Origin of the sequence: Congregibacter variabilis (genome assembly GCF_045689235.1) — a bacterium.
GTDB lineage: Bacteria > Pseudomonadota > Gammaproteobacteria > Pseudomonadales > Halieaceae > Congregibacter > Congregibacter variabilis.
This window is the reverse complement of the sequence record NZ_CP136864.1, coordinates 515222-533043: the sequence shown is the minus strand read 5'-3', so window position 1 is coordinate 533043 and position 17822 is coordinate 515222. Positions and strand designations below refer to the sequence as shown.

The 17822-nt window shown below is 54.3% G+C and carries 16 protein-coding genes and 3 tRNA genes; 7 read left to right on the top strand and 12 right to left on the bottom strand.

The window, feature by feature from the left end; genetic code table 11:
• Positions 1-52: 52 nt before the first annotated feature.
• A complete protein-coding gene (locus tag R0135_RS02425; RefSeq protein WP_407348674.1) occupies positions 53-3121 on the bottom strand; it encodes a hypothetical protein in 3069 nt (1022 codons plus the stop codon).
• 252 nt (positions 3122-3373) lie between these two features.
• On the opposite strand from R0135_RS02425, the gene R0135_RS02420 reads away from it, so the two are divergent.
• A complete protein-coding gene (locus R0135_RS02420) occupies positions 3374-3946 on the top strand; it encodes an SOUL family heme-binding protein (protein ID WP_407348673.1) in 573 nt (190 codons plus the stop codon).
• A 121-nt stretch (positions 3947-4067) separates the two neighbouring features.
• Here R0135_RS02420 and R0135_RS02415 read toward each other — a convergent pair whose 3' ends face one another.
• Positions 4068-4580: a fasciclin domain-containing protein gene (locus R0135_RS02415; protein WP_407348672.1), complete on the bottom strand. Its 513-nt coding sequence runs from the start codon at positions 4578-4580 to the stop codon at positions 4068-4070.
• A 214-nt stretch (positions 4581-4794) separates the two neighbouring features.
• On the opposite strand from R0135_RS02415, the gene R0135_RS02410 reads away from it, so the two are divergent.
• Positions 4795-5970, top strand: a complete 1176-nt coding sequence (locus tag R0135_RS02410; RefSeq protein ID WP_407348671.1) for a murein transglycosylase domain-containing protein — start codon at positions 4795-4797, stop codon at positions 5968-5970.
• A 124-nt stretch (positions 5971-6094) separates the two neighbouring features.
• Positions 6095-7429: a YjiH family protein gene (locus tag R0135_RS02405; protein WP_407348670.1), complete on the top strand. Its 1335-nt coding sequence runs from the start codon at positions 6095-6097 to the stop codon at positions 7427-7429.
• A gap of 38 nt (positions 7430-7467) precedes the next feature.
• Here R0135_RS02405 and R0135_RS02400 read toward each other — a convergent pair whose 3' ends face one another.
• From R0135_RS02400 to R0135_RS02390, 3 genes are all read right to left on the bottom strand, one after another.
• Positions 7468-8253, bottom strand: a complete 786-nt coding sequence (locus R0135_RS02400) for a glucosaminidase domain-containing protein (protein ID WP_407348669.1) — start codon at positions 8251-8253, stop codon at positions 7468-7470.
• Positions 8231-9475, bottom strand: a complete 1245-nt coding sequence (locus tag R0135_RS02395; RefSeq protein WP_407348668.1) for a lytic murein transglycosylase — start codon at positions 9473-9475, stop codon at positions 8231-8233. The genes R0135_RS02400 and R0135_RS02395 overlap by 23 nt, the downstream gene beginning before the upstream one ends.
• Positions 9476-9540: 65 nt before the next feature.
• Positions 9541-9628, bottom strand: a tRNA-Ser gene (locus R0135_RS02390).
• 105 nt (positions 9629-9733) lie between these two features.
• Here R0135_RS02390 and R0135_RS02385 point away from each other — a divergent pair.
• Positions 9734-11278: a M20/M25/M40 family metallo-hydrolase gene (locus tag R0135_RS02385; protein ID WP_407348667.1), complete on the top strand. Its 1545-nt coding sequence runs from the start codon at positions 9734-9736 to the stop codon at positions 11276-11278.
• Between the two features lie 53 nt (positions 11279-11331).
• Here the strand turns inward: R0135_RS02385 and R0135_RS02380 are convergent, their stop codons facing one another.
• From R0135_RS02380 to R0135_RS02365, 4 genes are all read right to left on the bottom strand, one after another.
• Complete coding sequence (locus R0135_RS02380) at positions 11332-12111, bottom strand: SDR family NAD(P)-dependent oxidoreductase (protein WP_407348666.1); 780 nt, start codon at positions 12109-12111, stop codon at positions 11332-11334.
• 67 nt (positions 12112-12178) lie between these two features.
• Positions 12179-13036: an NADPH-dependent 7-cyano-7-deazaguanine reductase QueF gene (gene queF / locus R0135_RS02375; protein WP_407348665.1), complete on the bottom strand. Its 858-nt coding sequence runs from the start codon at positions 13034-13036 to the stop codon at positions 12179-12181.
• Between the two features lie 9 nt (positions 13037-13045).
• Complete coding sequence (locus R0135_RS02370; RefSeq protein ID WP_407348664.1) at positions 13046-13819, bottom strand: ABC transporter permease; 774 nt, start codon at positions 13817-13819, stop codon at positions 13046-13048.
• A complete protein-coding gene (locus tag R0135_RS02365) occupies positions 13816-14754 on the bottom strand; it encodes an ABC transporter ATP-binding protein (RefSeq protein ID WP_407348663.1) in 939 nt (312 codons plus the stop codon). Before R0135_RS02365 ends, R0135_RS02370 begins: the two co-directional genes overlap by 4 nt.
• A gap of 178 nt (positions 14755-14932) precedes the next feature.
• On the opposite strand from R0135_RS02365, the gene R0135_RS02360 reads away from it, so the two are divergent.
• From R0135_RS02360 to R0135_RS02350, 3 genes are all read left to right on the top strand, one after another.
• The gene (locus R0135_RS02360) at positions 14933-15343 is read left to right on the top strand and encodes a PA2817 family protein (protein WP_407348662.1); all 411 of its coding nucleotides are present in this window, start codon (positions 14933-14935) and stop codon (positions 15341-15343) included.
• A gap of 139 nt (positions 15344-15482) precedes the next feature.
• Positions 15483-15558: transfer RNA gene (locus tag R0135_RS02355), tRNA-Glu, on the top strand.
• Between the two features lie 95 nt (positions 15559-15653).
• Positions 15654-15728: transfer RNA gene (locus R0135_RS02350), tRNA-Gly, on the top strand.
• Positions 15729-15877: 149 nt separating this feature from the next.
• Here R0135_RS02350 and R0135_RS02345 read toward each other — a convergent pair.
• The 3 genes from R0135_RS02345 to tusA are packed head-to-tail and all read right to left on the bottom strand — an operon-like array spanning position 15878 to position 17815.
• Positions 15878-17047 carry a 4-phosphoerythronate dehydrogenase gene (locus R0135_RS02345; protein WP_407348661.1) on the bottom strand — a complete coding sequence of 390 codons (1170 nt, stop codon included), beginning with the start codon at positions 17045-17047 and terminating at the stop codon, positions 15878-15880.
• Positions 17044-17610, bottom strand: coding sequence for an elongation factor P hydroxylase (locus tag R0135_RS02340; RefSeq protein WP_407348660.1), 567 nt, complete (start codon positions 17608-17610; stop codon positions 17044-17046). Before R0135_RS02340 ends, R0135_RS02345 begins: the two co-directional genes overlap by 4 nt.
• Entirely contained in the window at positions 17576-17815 is a 240-nt protein-coding gene (tusA, locus tag R0135_RS02335; RefSeq protein WP_407348659.1) for a sulfurtransferase TusA, read from the bottom strand. Before tusA ends, R0135_RS02340 begins: the two co-directional genes overlap by 35 nt.
• Positions 17816-17822 lie beyond the last annotated feature (7 nt).

Here is a 17822-nt window from a genome sequence, read left to right as displayed (position 1 = left end):
TGATTATCCTGCAACTTGAAAGGACCGTGGAAGAATCAACAGTCTGATCTGGCTATTGATCCGCAGTCGTTTGTGCTGAGACTGTATGAGCGGCCTTAGCCAGGTCCTCCACTTGCTCTTCTGATATCTCGAATTCACCCATAATTGGCACCCAGCGCTGGGTAACAAACTCACTAAAAGACAGCAATACGGCCCGCGTTTGCTTCTCTAGCAGCTGCAAAAACTTGTGATCGTTAGCTGTGAGTTTTTCATAGGGCGAATGCGTGTAGTAAAACGCTTTGCTCAAACGATGCGATAGTTTTTTTGAGTCGCTAATCACTCCCTGGAACTCGCGAAACTCTATGCGCGCCCATAGCTCATCAATAAGTCTGCGCAATTCATCCGCGTCTTCTTGTGGCATTGTCGCAGCGGCCTGATCTAACTTTTCCTCCATATCGGCCAGCACCCGCGTAACGCTCTTCGATTGCTTCTGCAGGCTCTCTATGGTCTGCCGGTAGGCCAGATTCTCGGCATAGTGACTCGCCTTAAAATCGACCCGCGGGTCTGCAAGCAATATCAAGTCCTGAGTTTGGCTTAGCCCCCCTACCTTTACCGTTAGCTGGTAACTTCCTGGCGCTGCGAGGGGGCGCTCTAACACAGGACTCATGAGCGGTCCGTAGATGTCCTGACCCTGCCATTGCAGATCCCAGCTTGTGCGATTCATGCCCTGTGACACTGGCGCGTCCCACTCTCGCACAAGCTTCCCGTCAGCTAGAATCGTAATCGTCACAGATTCAATGTCAGCATCATTGATCCAAAAACTGATCAGCGCCTGTCGCGCATTGTTATCACCAGAGAACAGATTGTCCGGAGACAAGCGCTGCCCAACGGCCTGGTCGATCACTGGCTGATAGGTATTCGGTGGAGCGAACAGGTGAATCGGTTTTGCTGTGACCGCCGGCGTTGCTGCCAGTTCTCTCCAGGGCGTCAGATCATCCAGTATCCAGATACTTCGTCCAAAGCTTGCCAGCACCAGGTCCCCTTCTCGGTCATGGATTTTGAGATCCATGGTTGAGGCCGAAGGGTAGCCCTGGGTCCACTGCTGCCAGGTTTCGCCTGCATCGAGGGATGCGTAAAGACCAAACTCTGTGCCCAAAAACATCAGGCGCGGTTCTTTAGGATCCTGAACAAAGGACAGCGCATAGGACGGTAGCTTCTGCCCCTCTAATACATTGCGCCAGCTCTTGCCGTAATCACGGGTATGCAAGAGATAAGGCGTCCAGTCACCCAGAAGATGATTATCAATTACGACAAAGGCTTCGCCCGCTTGATAAGTAGAGGGAATGATCTGCTTAATCCAGCCATGTGCCGGCGCTCCGACCAGATTCGCTGTGAGATCGATCCAGCGCCTGCCGCCATTGCGCGTGAGATGAACCTTGCCGTCGTCAGAGCCCACCCATATCAAGCCCTTTTTTAGCGAACTTGGCGCTATCACAGTGAGTGTCGTGTGGTTTTCGGCAGTGGTCGCATCAATCGAAAGCCCGCCAGACTGATGTTGGCGCTGTTTATCTGGGTCATTAGTCGTAAGGTCCGGACTGATGATCTCCCAGGATGCTCCGTGGTCCGCGCTTTTATGCACAAACTGGCTACCGATATACAGTGTGCCAGAGGCAAACGGATCGCCAGCAATCGCCGTGTTCCAATTAAAGCGCAAATCCTTGTCGGCCTCGACGGGAGCAATAGTCTTACGTTGCCCCGTCTGTGTATTAACGCGAACGAGCATGCCGCCTTGCCACAATGCGTAAAGCCAATGGCTGGGTTCTCGCTCTAAAACGACGTCAAAGCCATCATTAAACGCAAGCTCCTGCCAATAACTATTGCGGATGCCAGACCGGTTCCATACTTCGCTCGGCCCATACCATGTCCCGTTATCCTGCAAGCCACCGTAGACCTTGTAAGGCACCGCATCATCCAGTGTGACGTGATAAAACTGGCCTAGGGGTAAGTTCTCTGCAAATCGCCAATGCTCACCTCGGTCCCGCGTCCAGTACAGACCACCGTCGGTGCCGTCGATAATAAAGTCGGCATTATCGGGATCGATCCAAAAGGCGTGATGATCAGCATGGACCTCCATCCCCCAGTCTTCGATCACTTCAAAGTCTTCTCCGGCATTCTCGGATCGAGCCAGACGCGAATACAGGTTGTACACACGATCCGGGTTCTGGGTGTCGACATGCATTTCGGCAAAGTAAAACGGACGACTGCCAATACTTTCGGTATTCACCATCTCCCAGGAGCTGCCGCCATCATTCGAACGATAGAGTGCGTTCTTTTGGGACTCGACCAGGGCGTACACTCGATCGGTGTCAGAGGCTGCTATAGCAAGACCAATTCGGCCATAGGGCTTGGCCGGCAGCCCCGAGGCTTGCTCCGGCTCAAGCCAGGTCTCACCACCGTCATGACTGACAAACAAACCCGACCCCATGCCACCGGATGATGAATCCCAGGGGCTACGCTCAAACTCCCACAGCGCTGCCATTAATTTATCCGGATTGCCCGGATCAATCACCAGGTCCGCAATACCACTGCGGTCATTACTGTGGAGAACCCGCTTCCAACTCTCTCCCCCATCAACAGATTTGTACACGCCTCGAGTGTCGCTGGGCTTGAAGGGATCACCAAGCACACCAGCCCATACAATCTGTGCGTTTTTAGGATGGACGATAAGCCGATGTACGTTGCGACTTGCTTCAAGACCGAGATACATCCAGCTGATGCCGCCGTCCTCACTTTTATAAATCCCGTTACCGCTTGATTGAGAGTTGCGCGGATTCCCCTCCCCCGTCCCTACATAGATCACATCGGGATCAGAGGGCGATACCGCAACAGCCCCTATGGACTGCACTGCTTGAGCATCAAACACCGGTTCAAAAGTCGTGCCGGCATTTACCGTCTTCCACAATCCCCCGGATGCGGATCCGATATACCAAACATCTTTATCAGAGGGGACCACGGCAATAGAGGTGATTCGGCCACTCATGCCTGCGGGTCCAATACTGCGCGGCGCTAACTGGATATTCGGTTGCGCCATGAGCTGCGGGCTCAGGCACAGCACTAGCAAAAAGAGAAGACGGATTTTCACGACGAGAGCATTCCTTTAGTAAGACAAATCAACAACTTCTTAGCACGACCTGGCAGACACTCGAGCGTTTTCGAATAGCTATACGCGCAAGGCAGATTAAACCGAAGTGCGAAGAGTGTCGAAGACAGCGGCGCGCGGTTAAAATAGCAGACGAATCACGACCAAGGCTCCTACGCGCGTTAAACCCAGAGAAGGCACATAGCAGTGAGATCACTATTATTATCCGCTCTTTTAATCTACACGGGACTCAGCATGGCAGCCGATGAGCCAAGCTATACCCTGCTGGAGAAATCAGGTGACTTTGAGCTGCGTATCTACGACCCCATGATCATAGCTGAGACCCTGGTATCCGGAGAGATGGATAGCGCATCCAATCAGGGGTTTCGCCTTATTGCCGGCTATATCTTCGGCAAGAACAGCTCTCGCACCGGCGAGGCCCAAAAAATCAGCATGACCACGCCAGTCACCATGCAAGCCGCTCCCGAAAAAATCAACATGACCTCGCCCGTCACCACAGAAAGAGTGGGTGAGCGTTGGCGGATTCACTTTGTGATGCCCAGCGAGTACAGCATGGAGACGCTGCCGATACCCGACAATCCAGCGGTTACGCTGCGTGAAGTCCCCGCCACTCACTATGCCGTATTGCGTTTTTCGGGGCTTGTTGGTGAAAAGAAACGCGCAGTAAAAATCGCAGAGTTACAACAATGGCTTGCCAAGAAGAACATCAGCCCGACCGGTTCGCCAGAATTGGCTCGCTACGATCCGCCATGGACACTCCCCTTTTTACGCCGCAACGAGATACTGATTCAGTATCAAGGCCGGTGATACGTGAGCAGACAGATATAAAGCTATGTTTTTTCGGCGCATAAAAAAGCCCACATAAGTGGGCTTTTAATCGTCAGGCGACTATTTTTGTCGCGCAACTTGCAAGTCACAAATCACAAACTTAGGCACCCGGCAGGATGACAGAGTCGATGACGTGAATGACGCCGTTTGACGCTTCAATGTCAGTGACTACGACCATCGCATTATCCACAGACACACCATCTTCTCCTGCCGAGATGCTTACTGACTCACCTTGCACAGTAACGGCTGAATCCAATGTCACTACATCTGCCGCCATCACCTTGCCTGCCACTACGTGGTAGGTCAGTACCGCAACCAACTGGTCTTTGTTTTCGGGCTTGAGTAGCGTTTCTACCGTTCCGGCTGGCAGTTTCGCAAAAGCGGCGTTTGTCGGCGCGAATACAGTAAAGGGGCCTTCGCCAGTAAGTACATCCACGAGGCCCGCAGCTTTGACTGCTGCCACAAGCGTAGAGAAGTCATCATTACCCGCGGCGATTTCTACGATATTGCCTTTCTCCATATCATCGTGACCGCCCTCGTGATGTGCGGCTTGTGCGAACGCTGCAGTCAATAAAAGAACAGCAGCCACCTGAATCGTTCTTAGTAATTTCATGAGTTGGATCCTTTCCGCGTTACGGATATCAAAGAATAATTGGGCATATGCCGCCGATCAGGCGGCAATAAAACAACGTCAGCATGTTGCTTGTAATTAGTTACGGCTTCGGACTACGACTGGCCTCGTCCTGTACAGGCTTTGTCGTACCTAACTCAAAACCGCCCTGATTCGCCTACAAGAACCAGTGTGAGCATGGAAGCTCAAAACAGGTATGCTGCACGAATCAATGTTTAATTCCCTTTCAGCCATGAAACGCCTGCTCTTAACCCCCGCGCTGCTGATCACGCTGCTGCTAGGCAGCTGCGCGAACCCTTCGCAGACTGTGATTGATGCGACATTGAGCGGCGACCCCGAGCGCATAGCTCGCGCGGTACTCGAAGATCAACTTCAACGCCAGGGAATCCCAACAGACATTGAAGGGCTACCTGAACTTATTGCTGCAGTAAGCAAAATACTCGTTGATGTTTGGGGAGAAAAAGAGCCGGAAGTCGCTTCAGAGCACCGCTATGTCAAATACAGCAACGCCTTTGAGGCTCGGGCTATCGTGGACTTTGACGAGGGTTGGCTCCAGGTAGAAACCATTGCGACTGAAGACCCCCTGGGAAAGCTCCGCCAGGCCATCATCAATACATTGCTAACAACTCGCGATATGAGCATCGAGGACATCTTCACCGACGCGACACCTCCCGTAGACGGAGAGCCGTTTCTCCTGGGACAGGTGCTCGATACAGAAGGCCAGGCCATTCGCTGGCAATGGCGAGCCGAACGCTTTGCTGATCATCTCATCAAAGAGCAGCTGCGCCGAACGCAGCAAAACGGCAAAGAATTGCGCAGCGTTCGCGTGAGCCTTGTGGATGACCACCTACACCTTCGCGAACTCGAATATGCCAACTACGTGCTGGCGGCTTCTCGTCGCTACGGCGTAGCACCATCATTGATATATGCAGTTATAGAGGTAGAGAGCGCTTTTAATCCCTATGCAGTCAGCTTGGCCAACGCTTATGGCCTGATGCAGGTTGTGCCATCGTCGGCGGGACGAGACGTGTATGAACGCATAAAAAAGCAAGGTGGCGAGCCCACGAAGCAACAGCTTTTTAACGCCGACTTCAATATCGATATTGGGAGCGCGTACCTGCACCTCCTGAGTGACAGCTATCTGTCGGGGATCAATAACTCCAGCAGTCGCCAATTCACAACGGTATCCGCCTACAACGGTGGCGCGGGCAGCGCGCTTCGAACCTTTAGCCCCAATAACACCACAGCGCTGCGGCGCATCAACGAAATGTCCTCGGGCGAAGTCTACGAGCAGCTCACCAAGAAGCACCCTTTTGCGGAAACACGCCGCTACCTGGAGAAAGTACGCGCCGCGGAACGAAAGTACCTGTGAGGCCCTAGCTTCAGAAAACCCCTAAACAGTTTTTCACTCATGTACCCTACCTTCTTAATCCCGAGACGAGTTTGACTCTACGGCAATGGCGCATATAGGCAAAGCAGGCGATACAAGAATTACAGTGGCAGCTTTACTGCGCTTTTTGATTCCCTCAATAGCCGGGCTACTCATATTCCTGGTCCCCCTACCCCTGGAGGACGGCCTGACGGTTCTCTTCAGCCTGTATTCAGATTGGGTGAACCAGCATCTTGGCTTCGTGCTGGTCGAAGCAATGGTTCTTATCGCGGTCATCGGGGCGCTAATCGCTCTATACCACTCCATCGCAAAACCTCAATGGCGCCAGAACAAGCCTATGCTGTACGCCATCGCGGAGGCGGGACCTATCTGGATAGCACTGCGCATTGTGGGGGCTGCTATAGCCTTGATGGTGTACTTCAAAGTAGGCCCCGAAGTGTTACGCCTGGAGGATACCGGCATCATTCTGGTAGAAGAACTGGCCATCGCGTTTTCGATCGTTTTACTCCCTGCCTGCTTCTTTATGCCGCTACTGACGGAATTCGGTGCCATGGATTTCTTTGGAACATTAGTGGCGCCGGTATTTCGGCGTCTGTTTCGCCTCCCGGGTCGGGCGGCCGTGGATGCCACTGCTTCTTTCATTTCGGCCAGTACGATTGGCATTTTGGTCACGGGGCAGCAGTACCAACGAGGCTTTTACACGGGTCGTGAAGCAGTGAGCGTGGCCACCAATTTCTCGGTGGTATCGCTGCCCTTCGCGCTGGTGATCGCGAACGTCAGCGGTGTTGGTGACTATTTTATCGAATGGTATTTGTGCAGCGTGATGGCCTGTATTGTTTGCGCCGCAATAGTGCCTCGCTTACCGCCCGTAAGTCGCATCGCAGATAGCTACATTGATGGGTCACCCAATACCACCCAGAGCAACGACTCCCACCACGGGCCATTGCTACGTCAGTGTCTGAATAACGCTATATCGTCGGCGAGCGCCGCGCCGTCGCTCCCTACAATGGCGCGCTCCGCGACAATAATGATGCTTGAACAGCTGTTTGGTTTGATGGGCCCACTCATCGCTTTGGGAACACTAACCGCCGTGGTGGCGTTTCACAGCTCCATTGCCCAATGGATTTCTATGCCAATTACCGGGGTTCTGACACTGCTAGATGTGCATGATGCGGCCCGCATCGCCCCAGGGTTTTTGTTTGGCTTTATGGATCAGTACATACCGACGATTGTCGCTAGCGAGATATCAAGTGATCGCATGCGCTTTGTGCTGGCGGGCTTGTCCCTGTGCCAGTTAATCTACATGACCGAAACGGGCCTCGTCGTTCTTAAAGTCGGATTGCCCGTATCAGTACTGCAGCTATTTCAAATCTTCGTTATTCGTACTGTAATAGTCACCCCGGTGCTGGCAGGCACGGCGTGGCTACTGTTTCCGGCGTGAGAATCCCAGTCCTATAAGTGCCAGCCCAGGAGCGGGGCTCACCCCTGCGGAGCAGCGTCGTACAGCAGCGCCTTGTTCTGTTCTATCATCGAGATCACTTCCTGGACATAGGGCTCGCCACGCTCAGAATAGGCCGTGAGCCCAGGAGCCAGCGCCACTCCGGTGACCCCCTGATCCTGCGAGCGTCGCTCCTGCCGCAATAGACGCATGGGCGCATAGCGATCGTGAGTATTGAGATTGTTCATGTAGCGGCGGACTGATTCGGAGACGCTATCAAAGGCTGCCACTTCGTGGCCAGCACCGGCGGAACGTCGATTGGGAACGACGCCACAGCCAGGCTCGTAGCACCAATGACCAAACAGATTGTTGACCTCCACGGCAAAGCGCGAACGCCCCCAGCCCGACTCTTTTGCCGCCTGTACCAGCGCCAGCTCTGCCGGAATCACATCGACACGACGCCAGAGAGCTTTAGTAACCCCCGCAACATTGTCGCGCTCCCATTCCACTTCATATTCCTTTGCAAGAGCCTTTAATGCCCGGCGCTGCAACCAACCGGGCTCCTGGCCGGTGTCGAACACTTCGCGGATTGTTCCCACCGTGTCACGCTGCTCCAAAATACGAGCGTTTTCTTCCGCCACGATCGGATACAGGTAGCTGTAAAAGCTTTGCTTCATTAACGACACATCTTCGATCGCCGCAAAATCCGGCAATTTGCCGCCGCGAGAGCCGCAACCGACAAGGACAACCGCCAGCGCAATAATGGTAAGAAACTTCTGTATGTCGCAATGCATCTTCATGGCGTTAAGGCAGCGCAACTGCGCCAAGCGTCTCCAAGGTTGTGGCGTTTGGGTAGCCGTCGGCCGGTAGACCGTGATCCAACTGGAAGGCGCGCAGCGCCGCCCGCGTGCGGCTTCCCAGCACGCCATCCGCTTCTCCCGCGTCATGACCCAATGCATTCAGTGCGCGCTGTGCGTCTTCAATTTTTGAGCTCAGCAAGCGAGCCGATGTCTCCTCGGGCAACAACTGTGGCCCAGCACCTGCCAGCCGATCGGCAAGTAGCCCCACCGACAGGGCATAGGATTGCGAGTGGTTCCAGCGCATGATCACGCGGAAATTTTCATACACCAGGAAAGCAGGACCCAGATACCCCGCAGGCAGCAGCAGCGAAGCATCCACATCCAGAGCGGGCACCGTCGCACCGTCGAGCTGCCTTACTCCAAGGGAGGCCCAGGCATGCAGACTGCGTGCTTCGCCTAGTGAAGCCAGTTCATAGGGGAAGTCTGCAGGCAAAACCACAGGTCGACCCCAGCGCAGCTCGGGTGTCCAGCCAAGACTGCGCAGAAAGTTGGCACCTGAAGCCAGCGCATCACGCTCGCTCGACCAAAGGTCGACGCTCCCGTCGCCGTCACCATCGACCGCATAACGCAGATAGGATGATGGCATGAATTGCGTATGACCCACTGCGCCAGCCCAGGAGCCGCGGAGGGTCTCCTGCGACAGCGCTTCGCGCTGCATGATTTGCAGAGCATTGACAAACTGAGCGGCAAAAAACTCACTGCGACGCGGATCGCAGGCTAGTGTCGCGAGCGCGTTCAGCGTGGGCACGTTCCCAAGGTAGCTACCATAGTTGGTCTCCAGTCCCCAGAAAGCGACCAGATACCTGGGCGGCACACCATATCGCTGCGACAACTCCTGAAAAAAAGTCTGGTACTTTTTTAACAGTGCGCGACCGCGTTCCACCCTGCCTGGGGTGACACGCCCGTGAACGTACTCACCAAAAGTCTGCACAAATTCAGGCTGCTTAGCATCGAGCTCCAAGACCCGCTCCAGCGGCGCCAGCTCAGGCAGCACACGCTGAATGAGTGCCGTGTCCACACCGGCAAGCTGGGCACGCTCACCAAGACTCGTCACGCAGCCTTCAAAAGAAACCGGATCGGACGCCGCGGAAAACCCCGGGCAAAGGAACAAGGCGCTTAGCACAGCAAAAAGTAAACGTCGCACTTGCATCTCTAAAACAATGCCTTGGCAAACCACTGCTCTACTCATTACCTAGACACCATGAAGCGGATAGAGCTCAAACCACTGTAATCTGTGCGAAGGAAATCTGAATTTGGCGGAGAAGGAGGGATTCGAACCCTCGAACGGTTACCCGTTACACACTTTCCAGGCGTGCGCCTTCGACCACTCGGCCACCTCTCCGTAAGGGCGCGAATAATACAGAAACCTGTACCCCGGCGCTAGGCATCTCTGTTGCTTGTTAACGCATCGTAGTATCTTTCCACGATCTATCGACAAGGACACAACATGCCGCTCTTCAACACTCTACCTGCTCCTCTATTGCTGGCGCTCGCACCCCTGCTACTCACCGCTGCCATGCCAAGCACCGCAGCCGATACCGACGCGCTGAGAAGCGCCGTGCAATCACACATCAGCGAACATGGGGGAGAGATCCTGGGGGACTTTCGTGAATTGCTCAGCATGCCGAATGTGTCGACGGTTACTGAGGATATGCAAAAAAATGCTCAATGGATCTCCCAATACATTGGCGAACGAGGCTTTACCTCCAAAATTGTGAGTGCAGGTGGGGCGCCCTACATCCTGGCCGAACGAAAGACGCCAAATGCAAAGAAAACCGTATTGATTTATGCGCACTACGACGGACAGCCCGTAGAGCCAGCCAATTGGGATACACCGCCGTTTGAGCCAACGCTTAAGAATGCGGCGGAGACTCTCGACTGGGACGAAGCACGTAAGCAAGCTATAGACCCCGAATGGCGGGTCTACGCACGCTCTGCCGGGGACGACAAAGCGCCGGTTATCGCCCTAATGCACGCCATTGACGCGATGGATAGCGCCGGCCTGAACGCCAGCGTCAACGTAAAGCTTATTCTGGACGGTGAAGAGGAATTCGGAAGTCCAACGGTAGAAGATATTCTCAAAGAGCATGCTGATTACCTCAGCGCTGACGTGCTGCTGTTCTGTGACGGCCCTATGCATCAAAGCGGCCTGCGGCAGCTGGTTTTTGGCGTGCGCGGTGACATGGGCGTCAATCTAACGATGTACGGGCCCTCACGGCCGCTGCACTCAGGTCATTACGGTAATTGGGCGCCCCACCCCACCGATGCACTCATGCGCCTCCTAGCCACCATGAAGGACATGGACGGGAACATTCAGGTCGCGGGTTATCTCGACGAGGTTACCCCCATAAGCGAAGCGGAACAGGTCGCCATCGCCGCGATACCTTCGGTGGATGCACAGCTGCAGGATGAGTTGTCTTTGGGACGTGTCGAGGGCGGCGGCAAACGCATTGAGCTGACCATTATGCAACCGGCAATCAACATCGTGGGTTTTCAGGCCGGCGGAGTGGATGACCAGGCACGTAATATCATCATGTCAAAAGCACGGGCGTCTTTAGACCTGCGTCTGGTGCCGGTACAAACCATTGAGCATGTTCGCAAGACCCTGGAGGACCATTTCACGAATCAGGGCTTTTACGTCACCCATGACGAGCCGACCGCCGAGGTACTGCGAGCCCATCCCGGTGTGATCAAGGTCGACTGGACCAGCGGTTATCCCGCCTATCGCAGCAGCCTTGACGGCGAAGCGGCCCAGCGGCTTACCCGCATACTCACCGACTACGACGGCACGGCACCGCTGTTGACACCTACCTTGGGAGGAAGTCTTCCGGTGCACCTGTTCGATCAGGAGTTGGATATGCCGATTGTGCTGCTACCCATTGCCAACCACGACAATAACCAACATGGGCGCAACGAGAACATGCGTCTGGGCAATCTGCTCTCAGCAATCGGAGTCTATGCCGCGGTGCTGCAAAACTTTGGTCTGGACTAATCCATAAAAAAGCGCCCCTGCCGGGCGCTTCTACACGACCTTAACAATCCGTCCTAGCTGGATTTTTCCATGGTCTTGCGCGACATCCACAAAATGCTTTTACGCGGCAGAAACGGGAGCACACCCTCCAGGAGTACGCGGATCTTGCGGTCATTGACTGCCAACAGCTCGCCTCGTTCCATGGCGCGATAGCCGCACAAGGCCACAGACCTTGCGTCGGCAGCCAAATCGAAACCTTTCACGCCATCCAAGTCCCCGGCCTCCTGAAACTCCGTAGCCACAGGCCCGGGGCAAAGCACCGTCACCGTCACACCGGTGCCCTGAAGTTCATTGGCGATCGCCTGAGAAAAGGAGTTCACATACGCCTTACTGGCGTAGTACACCGCTTGTAATGGTCCCGGGAGAAAGCCAGCGGTCGACCCCACGTTCAATATTTTGCCTGAGCCGCGTTCTACCATGCCCTGCGCGAAGTAATACGCCAACTCGGTCAGGGCAACCATATTGAGCTGCATCATGCGCTGGTCACGCTCCAGACCACTTTCGTGGAACTTGCCATGCCCACCAAAGCCGGCGTTGTTGATCAAAACATCAACCTCAGCGCCCAGGGCATCTACATCTGCCATGAGTTTTTTGGCAGCGCCACTTTTGGCAAGATCAGCGGCTAACACCTGCACCTGCACACCGTGTTCTGCGCGTATGTCTTTGGCAATGGACTCAAGGCGATCTTTGCGCCGGGCCACCAAAATAAGATCACCCCCTTTTTCGGCGTGTACTCGGGCGAGTTCTTCGCCTATGCCGGCAGAGGCCCCGGTGATTAATGCGGTGTTAGTCATAACAATTAGTCCTGCAGGTTGAGAAAAGCTGGCATCAGGAACTTCGAAATAGTGATGCCGAATGTTTTTACTGTCGGTTCATACGCCCGCGAGGAGCCGGCTGTGACTCGGAACACCGCCAGGGACAGATATCCAAGCCACCCCGCCGCGTGTACAGGGCCTGCACGGACAAATAATCAGGGCCAAGCTTTGCCCACAAATCCGTATAGATCCGCTCAACGCACTGCTCGTGAAACTCCTGATGGTTGCGATAAGCCAGCAAGTAGCTCAGCAGCTGCTCTCGCTTTGCCGAGACTCCCCGGGTTTCAATGATCACAGTGGCCCAATCCGGCTGGGCGGTTACGGGACACAAGGAGCGCATCAAATGCGTATAGACCCTGGCATTACCGGCGGCAGCCTCTAGCAGCTGCACATCAGGCTTCTCAGGCACGCTCACCTCAAGCCCATCAAGACAGTCACCCCGAAGGCAAACCCCCTCATAAACGCCATCGTCGACGCCATGAAGGGTCAGCGATACGCGTGCTTTGGCCACCTCAGACAGATCTCGCTCAATGGTCTGACTGGCAAGCTCTTCACTGTCAAACGCGTGACCATTTAGGGAGTTGAGATACAGTTTAAAAGACTTGGACTCGATAATATTCTCGGAGTTTGCCGGAATGCTGAAGGTCCCCAAAAACGCCTGCGGCATGCCCTTGGCGTTCAGCCAGCTGAGCTCATAGGCATGCCAGATATCCTCACCGAAGCCAGCGAAAATATTTTGAGGAAGGCTCGCTCGCGCATTCGCCCGAGGCACAGGAAACAACAGACTCGGGTCGTAATGTTCACTTCCCCCAACCTGCTGCCCCAGTAAAGGACCCTTGTCGTGTGAATAATCCGGCGATCCTCTGTGAGGAGCATTCTTTCCTGATTCGTTTGAGCCACTCATTCCTAAATATTACTGGCGCAGCCGCGTTCCGCTATTGAGCAGATACATACTGTAGGCAAAGGCCGCCACGGTAAAACCACCAAGCATGGCAAAAGCAAATCCAACACTCACATCGGCAACGCCCAGAACGCCGTAGCGAAACGCATTGACCACATAGACCAACGGGTTGAGCTTGGACACCGATGCCCAAAAACTGGGAAGCAAATCCAGCGAGTAAAACACCCCTCCCAGGTAAATCAGTGGCGTCAACACAAAGGTCGGAATGATAGAGATGTCATCGAAACTGTTGGCATACACCGCATTGATAAAACCAGCCAGGGCAAACAGCAGCGACGTCAGCACCACTCCGGCAACAACAACGCCAAAGCTATGGATATGCAGTCGAGTAAAAAACATCGATACCGTGGTAACGATCGTCGCAACCAACAAACCCCGAATGACGCCTCCGCTGACAAAGCCCAAAAGAATCACGTAATTCGGCGTTGGCGAGACCAGTAACTCTTCTACACTGTGATTGAACTTGGCCCCAAAAAATGACGAGACCACGTTCGAATAGGAATTCGTCACGATAGCCATCATGATCAAACCGGGCACCACGAATTCCATGTAACTGAATCCACCCATCTCACCGATACGCGAGCCGATGAGCGAACCAAAAATAACAAAGTACAGACTCATAGTGATTGCAGACGGCAGCAATGTTTGTGGCCAGATGCGGATAAACCTGCGTACCTCTTTGCGCAGGATCGTTTTAAAGGCGATCAACTTCTCCTGGGTATTCATGCGCCTGTCTCCAGCAGGTTGACAAACATCTCTTCGAGGCGATTGGCGCGGTTACGCAAGCTCACAACATTAACCCCCGCATGATCCAGTGCGCTAAAGACATCATTGAGGTGCTGACCTTTTTCAACTTCAATTTCCAGTGTCCGTTCATCCGCGCGGCGAAACTCAAAATTCTCGATGCTCAATTCCTCAGGCAAGGGATCCGCGCTATCGACGATAAAGACTTCTCGTTGCAAACGACGCAGAAGATCCTTGATGGACGTGTTTTCGACAATTGCGCCATGATTGATGATCGCTATGTTTCGACACAGCGCCTCGGCCTCTTCGAGATAGTGCGTGGTCAAAATAATCGTAGTGCCATCGGCATTGAGTTTTTGTAAGAACTCCCACATGCCCCGGCGCATTTCAATATCTACACCAGCGGTTGGCTCATCAAGGATCAACAGCTTGGGATCATGAACCAAAGCCCGGGCGATCATAAGTCGACGCTTCATGCCGCCAGACAGCATGCGCCCTGTAACGTCCCGTTTATCCCAAAGCCCCAGCTCTCTCAGATACTTTTCTGCACGCTCACTGGCCAGTGCTCGAGGCAAGCCATAAAAGCCTGCTTGATTCGTGACGATATCAAAGACTTTTTCGAACATATTGAAGTTGAATTCCTGCGGAACAATACCAATAAACTTCTTGGCCGCTGGAAAGTCCTCGTCAATATCCACACCATGCACCGCCACTTTGCCACCGGACTTGCTCACCAAGGAGCAAATAATGCCAATAGTTGTGGATTTACCGGCGCCATTGGGACCAAGCAGCGCAAAGAAATCGCCCTGCGCCACCTCCAGACTGATGCCTTTGAGTGCAACAAAGCCATTGTCGTAGGACTTCTCTAGGTTTTCGATTCTTAAAGCTGGCGTGCTCCCAGCGGTGGACTCTGGCATCCTGCCCTCGTTAATCTAATTAGTATGAAGCTGTAGGTGATACGTTCTCTAGCGCAGTAAGCCATCAGTATGGATGGCTTTACTGCGATAATTGACCAGTGACTCACCAGCGCGGGTTTTAAGGACCGGCTGCTGAGACGCGCTATTGTAAACGCAACAGGCTCAGCGAGAAACGACAATGAACGATGTGGACTTCCATGAAGAACAAATGGCGTTGTTTGACGCCTTTAATAAGCGACTTCAGGCCTACGCTGCAGCACCCGAGGGAGAAGGTTTTAGCGAATTGGCCCAGCAGTGTGCTGCGTTGGCCGCAGACTCTGGACAAATAATGGACGAAGCTCCGGCCCTTATCTACCGGATGCTCACCATCGCCCCCCAATTCGCCCAAGAGTTCCCTCGGGACCTTCTTTGGTACCTTGGCCAGGAGTGCCTGCACTTTATGCCCGATGAGGAGATTGAACGTTTCGCCCTGCTCGATGAACAACGTCGCGCTGCCGACAGTCAGGGACAGCGCTTTGACTGGTCTCAGGCCTGCGCGATGATGCGCAGCTTACAAAGTGAAGAGCAGAATGCCCAAACGCGTCACTAACAGCGGCGAAAACCGATCAGGCACCCCCAACTACCAACTTCAGGGCCCCAAATCTCCTTCAACAAATAAGCTTTCCCTTTTTGCTTGACGATTATGGGCAGTCTCCATACAATGCGCGCCTCCTGACGAGGAGCACCACGTCCCCTTCGTCTAGTGGCCTAGGACACCGCCCTTTCACGGCGGTAACAGGGGTTCGAACCCCCTAGGGGACGCCATTTTCTTTGTCGGGAAACTGTATTTTTAGGGGTTTTCGAAGTTTGTAGGGAGTCTCTCCTCAATCTTCTCCCCAACTACATACAGCTAGCGTTTCGCGGGTGTAGCTCAGGGGTAGAGCATCTCGTTGCCAACGAGAATGTCGACAGTTCAAATCTGTTCACCCGCTCCAAATTTAGAAAGGCCAATCAAGCGATTGGCCTTTTTTTTGGACAAAGTAAAAGTCGACCGCGGCGCGCTATCAAGCCGAACACATACGCTAGAGAGCTATCGTCTGCCTACTCCAGCCCTACCCTAAGCAGTAGCGTCCAAAGCCCTACCCTAAGCAGTAGCGTCCAATTCAGTCCTTTGCTCCCGGAGCGAGATACCCAGCGCCGCACAAATACCTGAAAGTTCCCGGGACGCGATAAACCGAGGCTGGATAAGTTCAGAGCCTCTTAGCTCACGACGCTGCCTGTAGGTCCTGCGCAAAGCGTCGAAACCCGCAGCCCGCTGGGCTCCCAGGGAAGTTAGCTGGCGAAACAGCAGATCATCCTCTTTGATGCTGTAACGCTGGCTGATGAGCTGCCGTGCAAGATCGCTACCAGTGCCAGAGACTGCAGCTAGTGATTCACTCGAACTAAGGCCCTCTGGCAATGGCGTTCGCAATAATTGCGCATCCAGCAAGCTGGAATACAGCATACGCGTGGCTTGCCACTTGGCATCCCAGCTATATCCAGCAATGTGTGCGGTAGCAAATTTTAGTGCGGGCGAAGCAAGAAGCGCTGTATTGAATGCAGGCTCCCCTTCCCACACATCCAATACGCAGTTAACCGGATCCTCGCCGCTTAGATGCTCAAGCAGAGCGCTGTTATCAATCACCGACCCCCGGGCAGCATTAATCAGCCATTGCGACCCGTTGAGCGCCGCAAGCGCAGGGGCATCGAACAGATGGTAACTCGGCCAGGGTTGCTCGCGAGTCAGGGAGCAATGCAGACTTATCACACGGCATTGAAGAATCTCAGCAAACGATGCCCAGTCCGGGCTGCAATTTCCCTGTGCCAGCCAGGGATCATGCACTTTAACGTTCCAACCCAGAGCCTGCGCTACTGACGCGAACAAACGTCCCACAGATCCACAGCCTACGATCCCCAGAGTCTCGCCCCCTTCAAGTCGCTCCCAGGGCTCCTGAAGCTCGGCTAATGCCGCCAGAACGTATTCTACGACTGAGTTGGCGTTGGCACCGGGAGCCGCAGAAAAGCCGATGCCACGTTTTTTAAGGGCCTCCTGATCGATGTGCTCAAGTCCCGCCGTCGCCGTACCCACAAAACGCAGTTTGCTGCCGTCGACGAGCGCCTCACTGACTTGGGTAACCGAACGCACCCACAGCACATCTACGCCGTCTAAATCGCGTTTGGATATTGTGCGACCAGGCACCGTGTGAATGTCCATCTCATCCTTCGGCAGTAAATCCAGACCCACCATGTTTTCATCGGCGAGTACTCGAATCACAGCAAATCACCTTCGAAGAACCGCAGTGAAGCGGCCTCCAGACGCGCGCCTGTGCACCGGCCTAACTCGCCAAACATTAGCTGCGCGCGGGGAGGAAGACCTCGCTGCGCAAAGTTATGGGCCTGTGCCAGAACTGCATTGGCAAACGCCTGCTTCATTGCAGGATCAGGAGGTGCATCAAGATTGTCCATACTCAGCCTAAAGGGAACACCGCTGGCCTTCGAAAAACACCACTCCAGAGCCTGGGGCCGCGCTTCAGCCTTCATGAAGTCGATCTGTGCATCTTCACTGCGTCCATCCGGGTCATACCAGTATCCGTAATCAATACGCGTGCGGCGCGCCGCCCCAGCGATGCACCAGTGCGCGACCTCATGGAGGGCGCTGGAGACATAATCTTCTCTAAAAAAAATTTGTGCAGGGGTGCCGTCGCGCGCCGGCTCATAGAGAGGCTCATCTGCCCCGCCCAGCAGGCAAGTGCGGTAGCTATGCCGAAATAGATCGTTAAAAACCTTAACGATCGCGTCGGCGCTAAGAGCCTTTGATGAGGATAAAGCGGAATTCATCGTCTTGCTCTTGGCTTTGCGCAAGCTCGTGTCCCAGGAACCGACAAAACTGGGGTATATCGCGCTGCGTCGTCGGATCGGTTGCGAGAACCAACAGACGATCACCGACGGACAGCTCTGCCATAGCCTTGTGCAACAACATCACCGGCTCTGGGCAGCGAAGTCCCCGGGCGTCCAAGGTGCTATCTGACGCCGGGGCACTCATAAACATG

What these genes read in the sequence shown, in the direction of transcription:
- R0135_RS02360 (WP_407348662.1), top strand. Translation starts at nt 14,933, where the DNA reads ATGAACGATGTGGACTTCCATGAAGAACAAATGGCGTTGTTTGACGCC.
- R0135_RS02340 (WP_407348660.1), bottom strand. Translation starts at nt 17,610, where the DNA reads ATGAATTCCGCTTTATCCTCATCAAAGGCTCTTAGCGCCGACGCGATC.
- R0135_RS02385 (WP_407348667.1), top strand. Translation starts at nt 9,734, where the DNA reads ATGCCGCTCTTCAACACTCTACCTGCTCCTCTATTGCTGGCGCTCGCA.
- R0135_RS02395 (WP_407348668.1), bottom strand. Translation starts at nt 9,475, where the DNA reads ATGAGTAGAGCAGTGGTTTGCCAAGGCATTGTTTTAGAGATGCAAGTG.
- tusA (WP_407348659.1), bottom strand. Translation starts at nt 17,815, where the DNA reads ATGAGTGCCCCGGCGTCAGATAGCACCTTGGACGCCCGGGGACTTCGC.
- R0135_RS02420 (WP_407348673.1), top strand. Translation starts at nt 3,374, where the DNA reads ATGGCAGCCGATGAGCCAAGCTATACCCTGCTGGAGAAATCAGGTGAC.
- R0135_RS02415 (WP_407348672.1), bottom strand. Translation starts at nt 4,580, where the DNA reads ATGAAATTACTAAGAACGATTCAGGTGGCTGCTGTTCTTTTATTGACT.
- R0135_RS02410 (WP_407348671.1), top strand. Translation starts at nt 4,795, where the DNA reads ATGCTGCACGAATCAATGTTTAATTCCCTTTCAGCCATGAAACGCCTG.
- queF (WP_407348665.1), bottom strand. Translation starts at nt 13,036, where the DNA reads ATGAGTGGCTCAAACGAATCAGGAAAGAATGCTCCTCACAGAGGATCG.
- R0135_RS02370 (WP_407348664.1), bottom strand. Translation starts at nt 13,819, where the DNA reads ATGAATACCCAGGAGAAGTTGATCGCCTTTAAAACGATCCTGCGCAAA.
- R0135_RS02380 (WP_407348666.1), bottom strand. Translation starts at nt 12,111, where the DNA reads ATGACTAACACCGCATTAATCACCGGGGCCTCTGCCGGCATAGGCGAA.
- R0135_RS02365 (WP_407348663.1), bottom strand. Translation starts at nt 14,754, where the DNA reads ATGCCAGAGTCCACCGCTGGGAGCACGCCAGCTTTAAGAATCGAAAAC.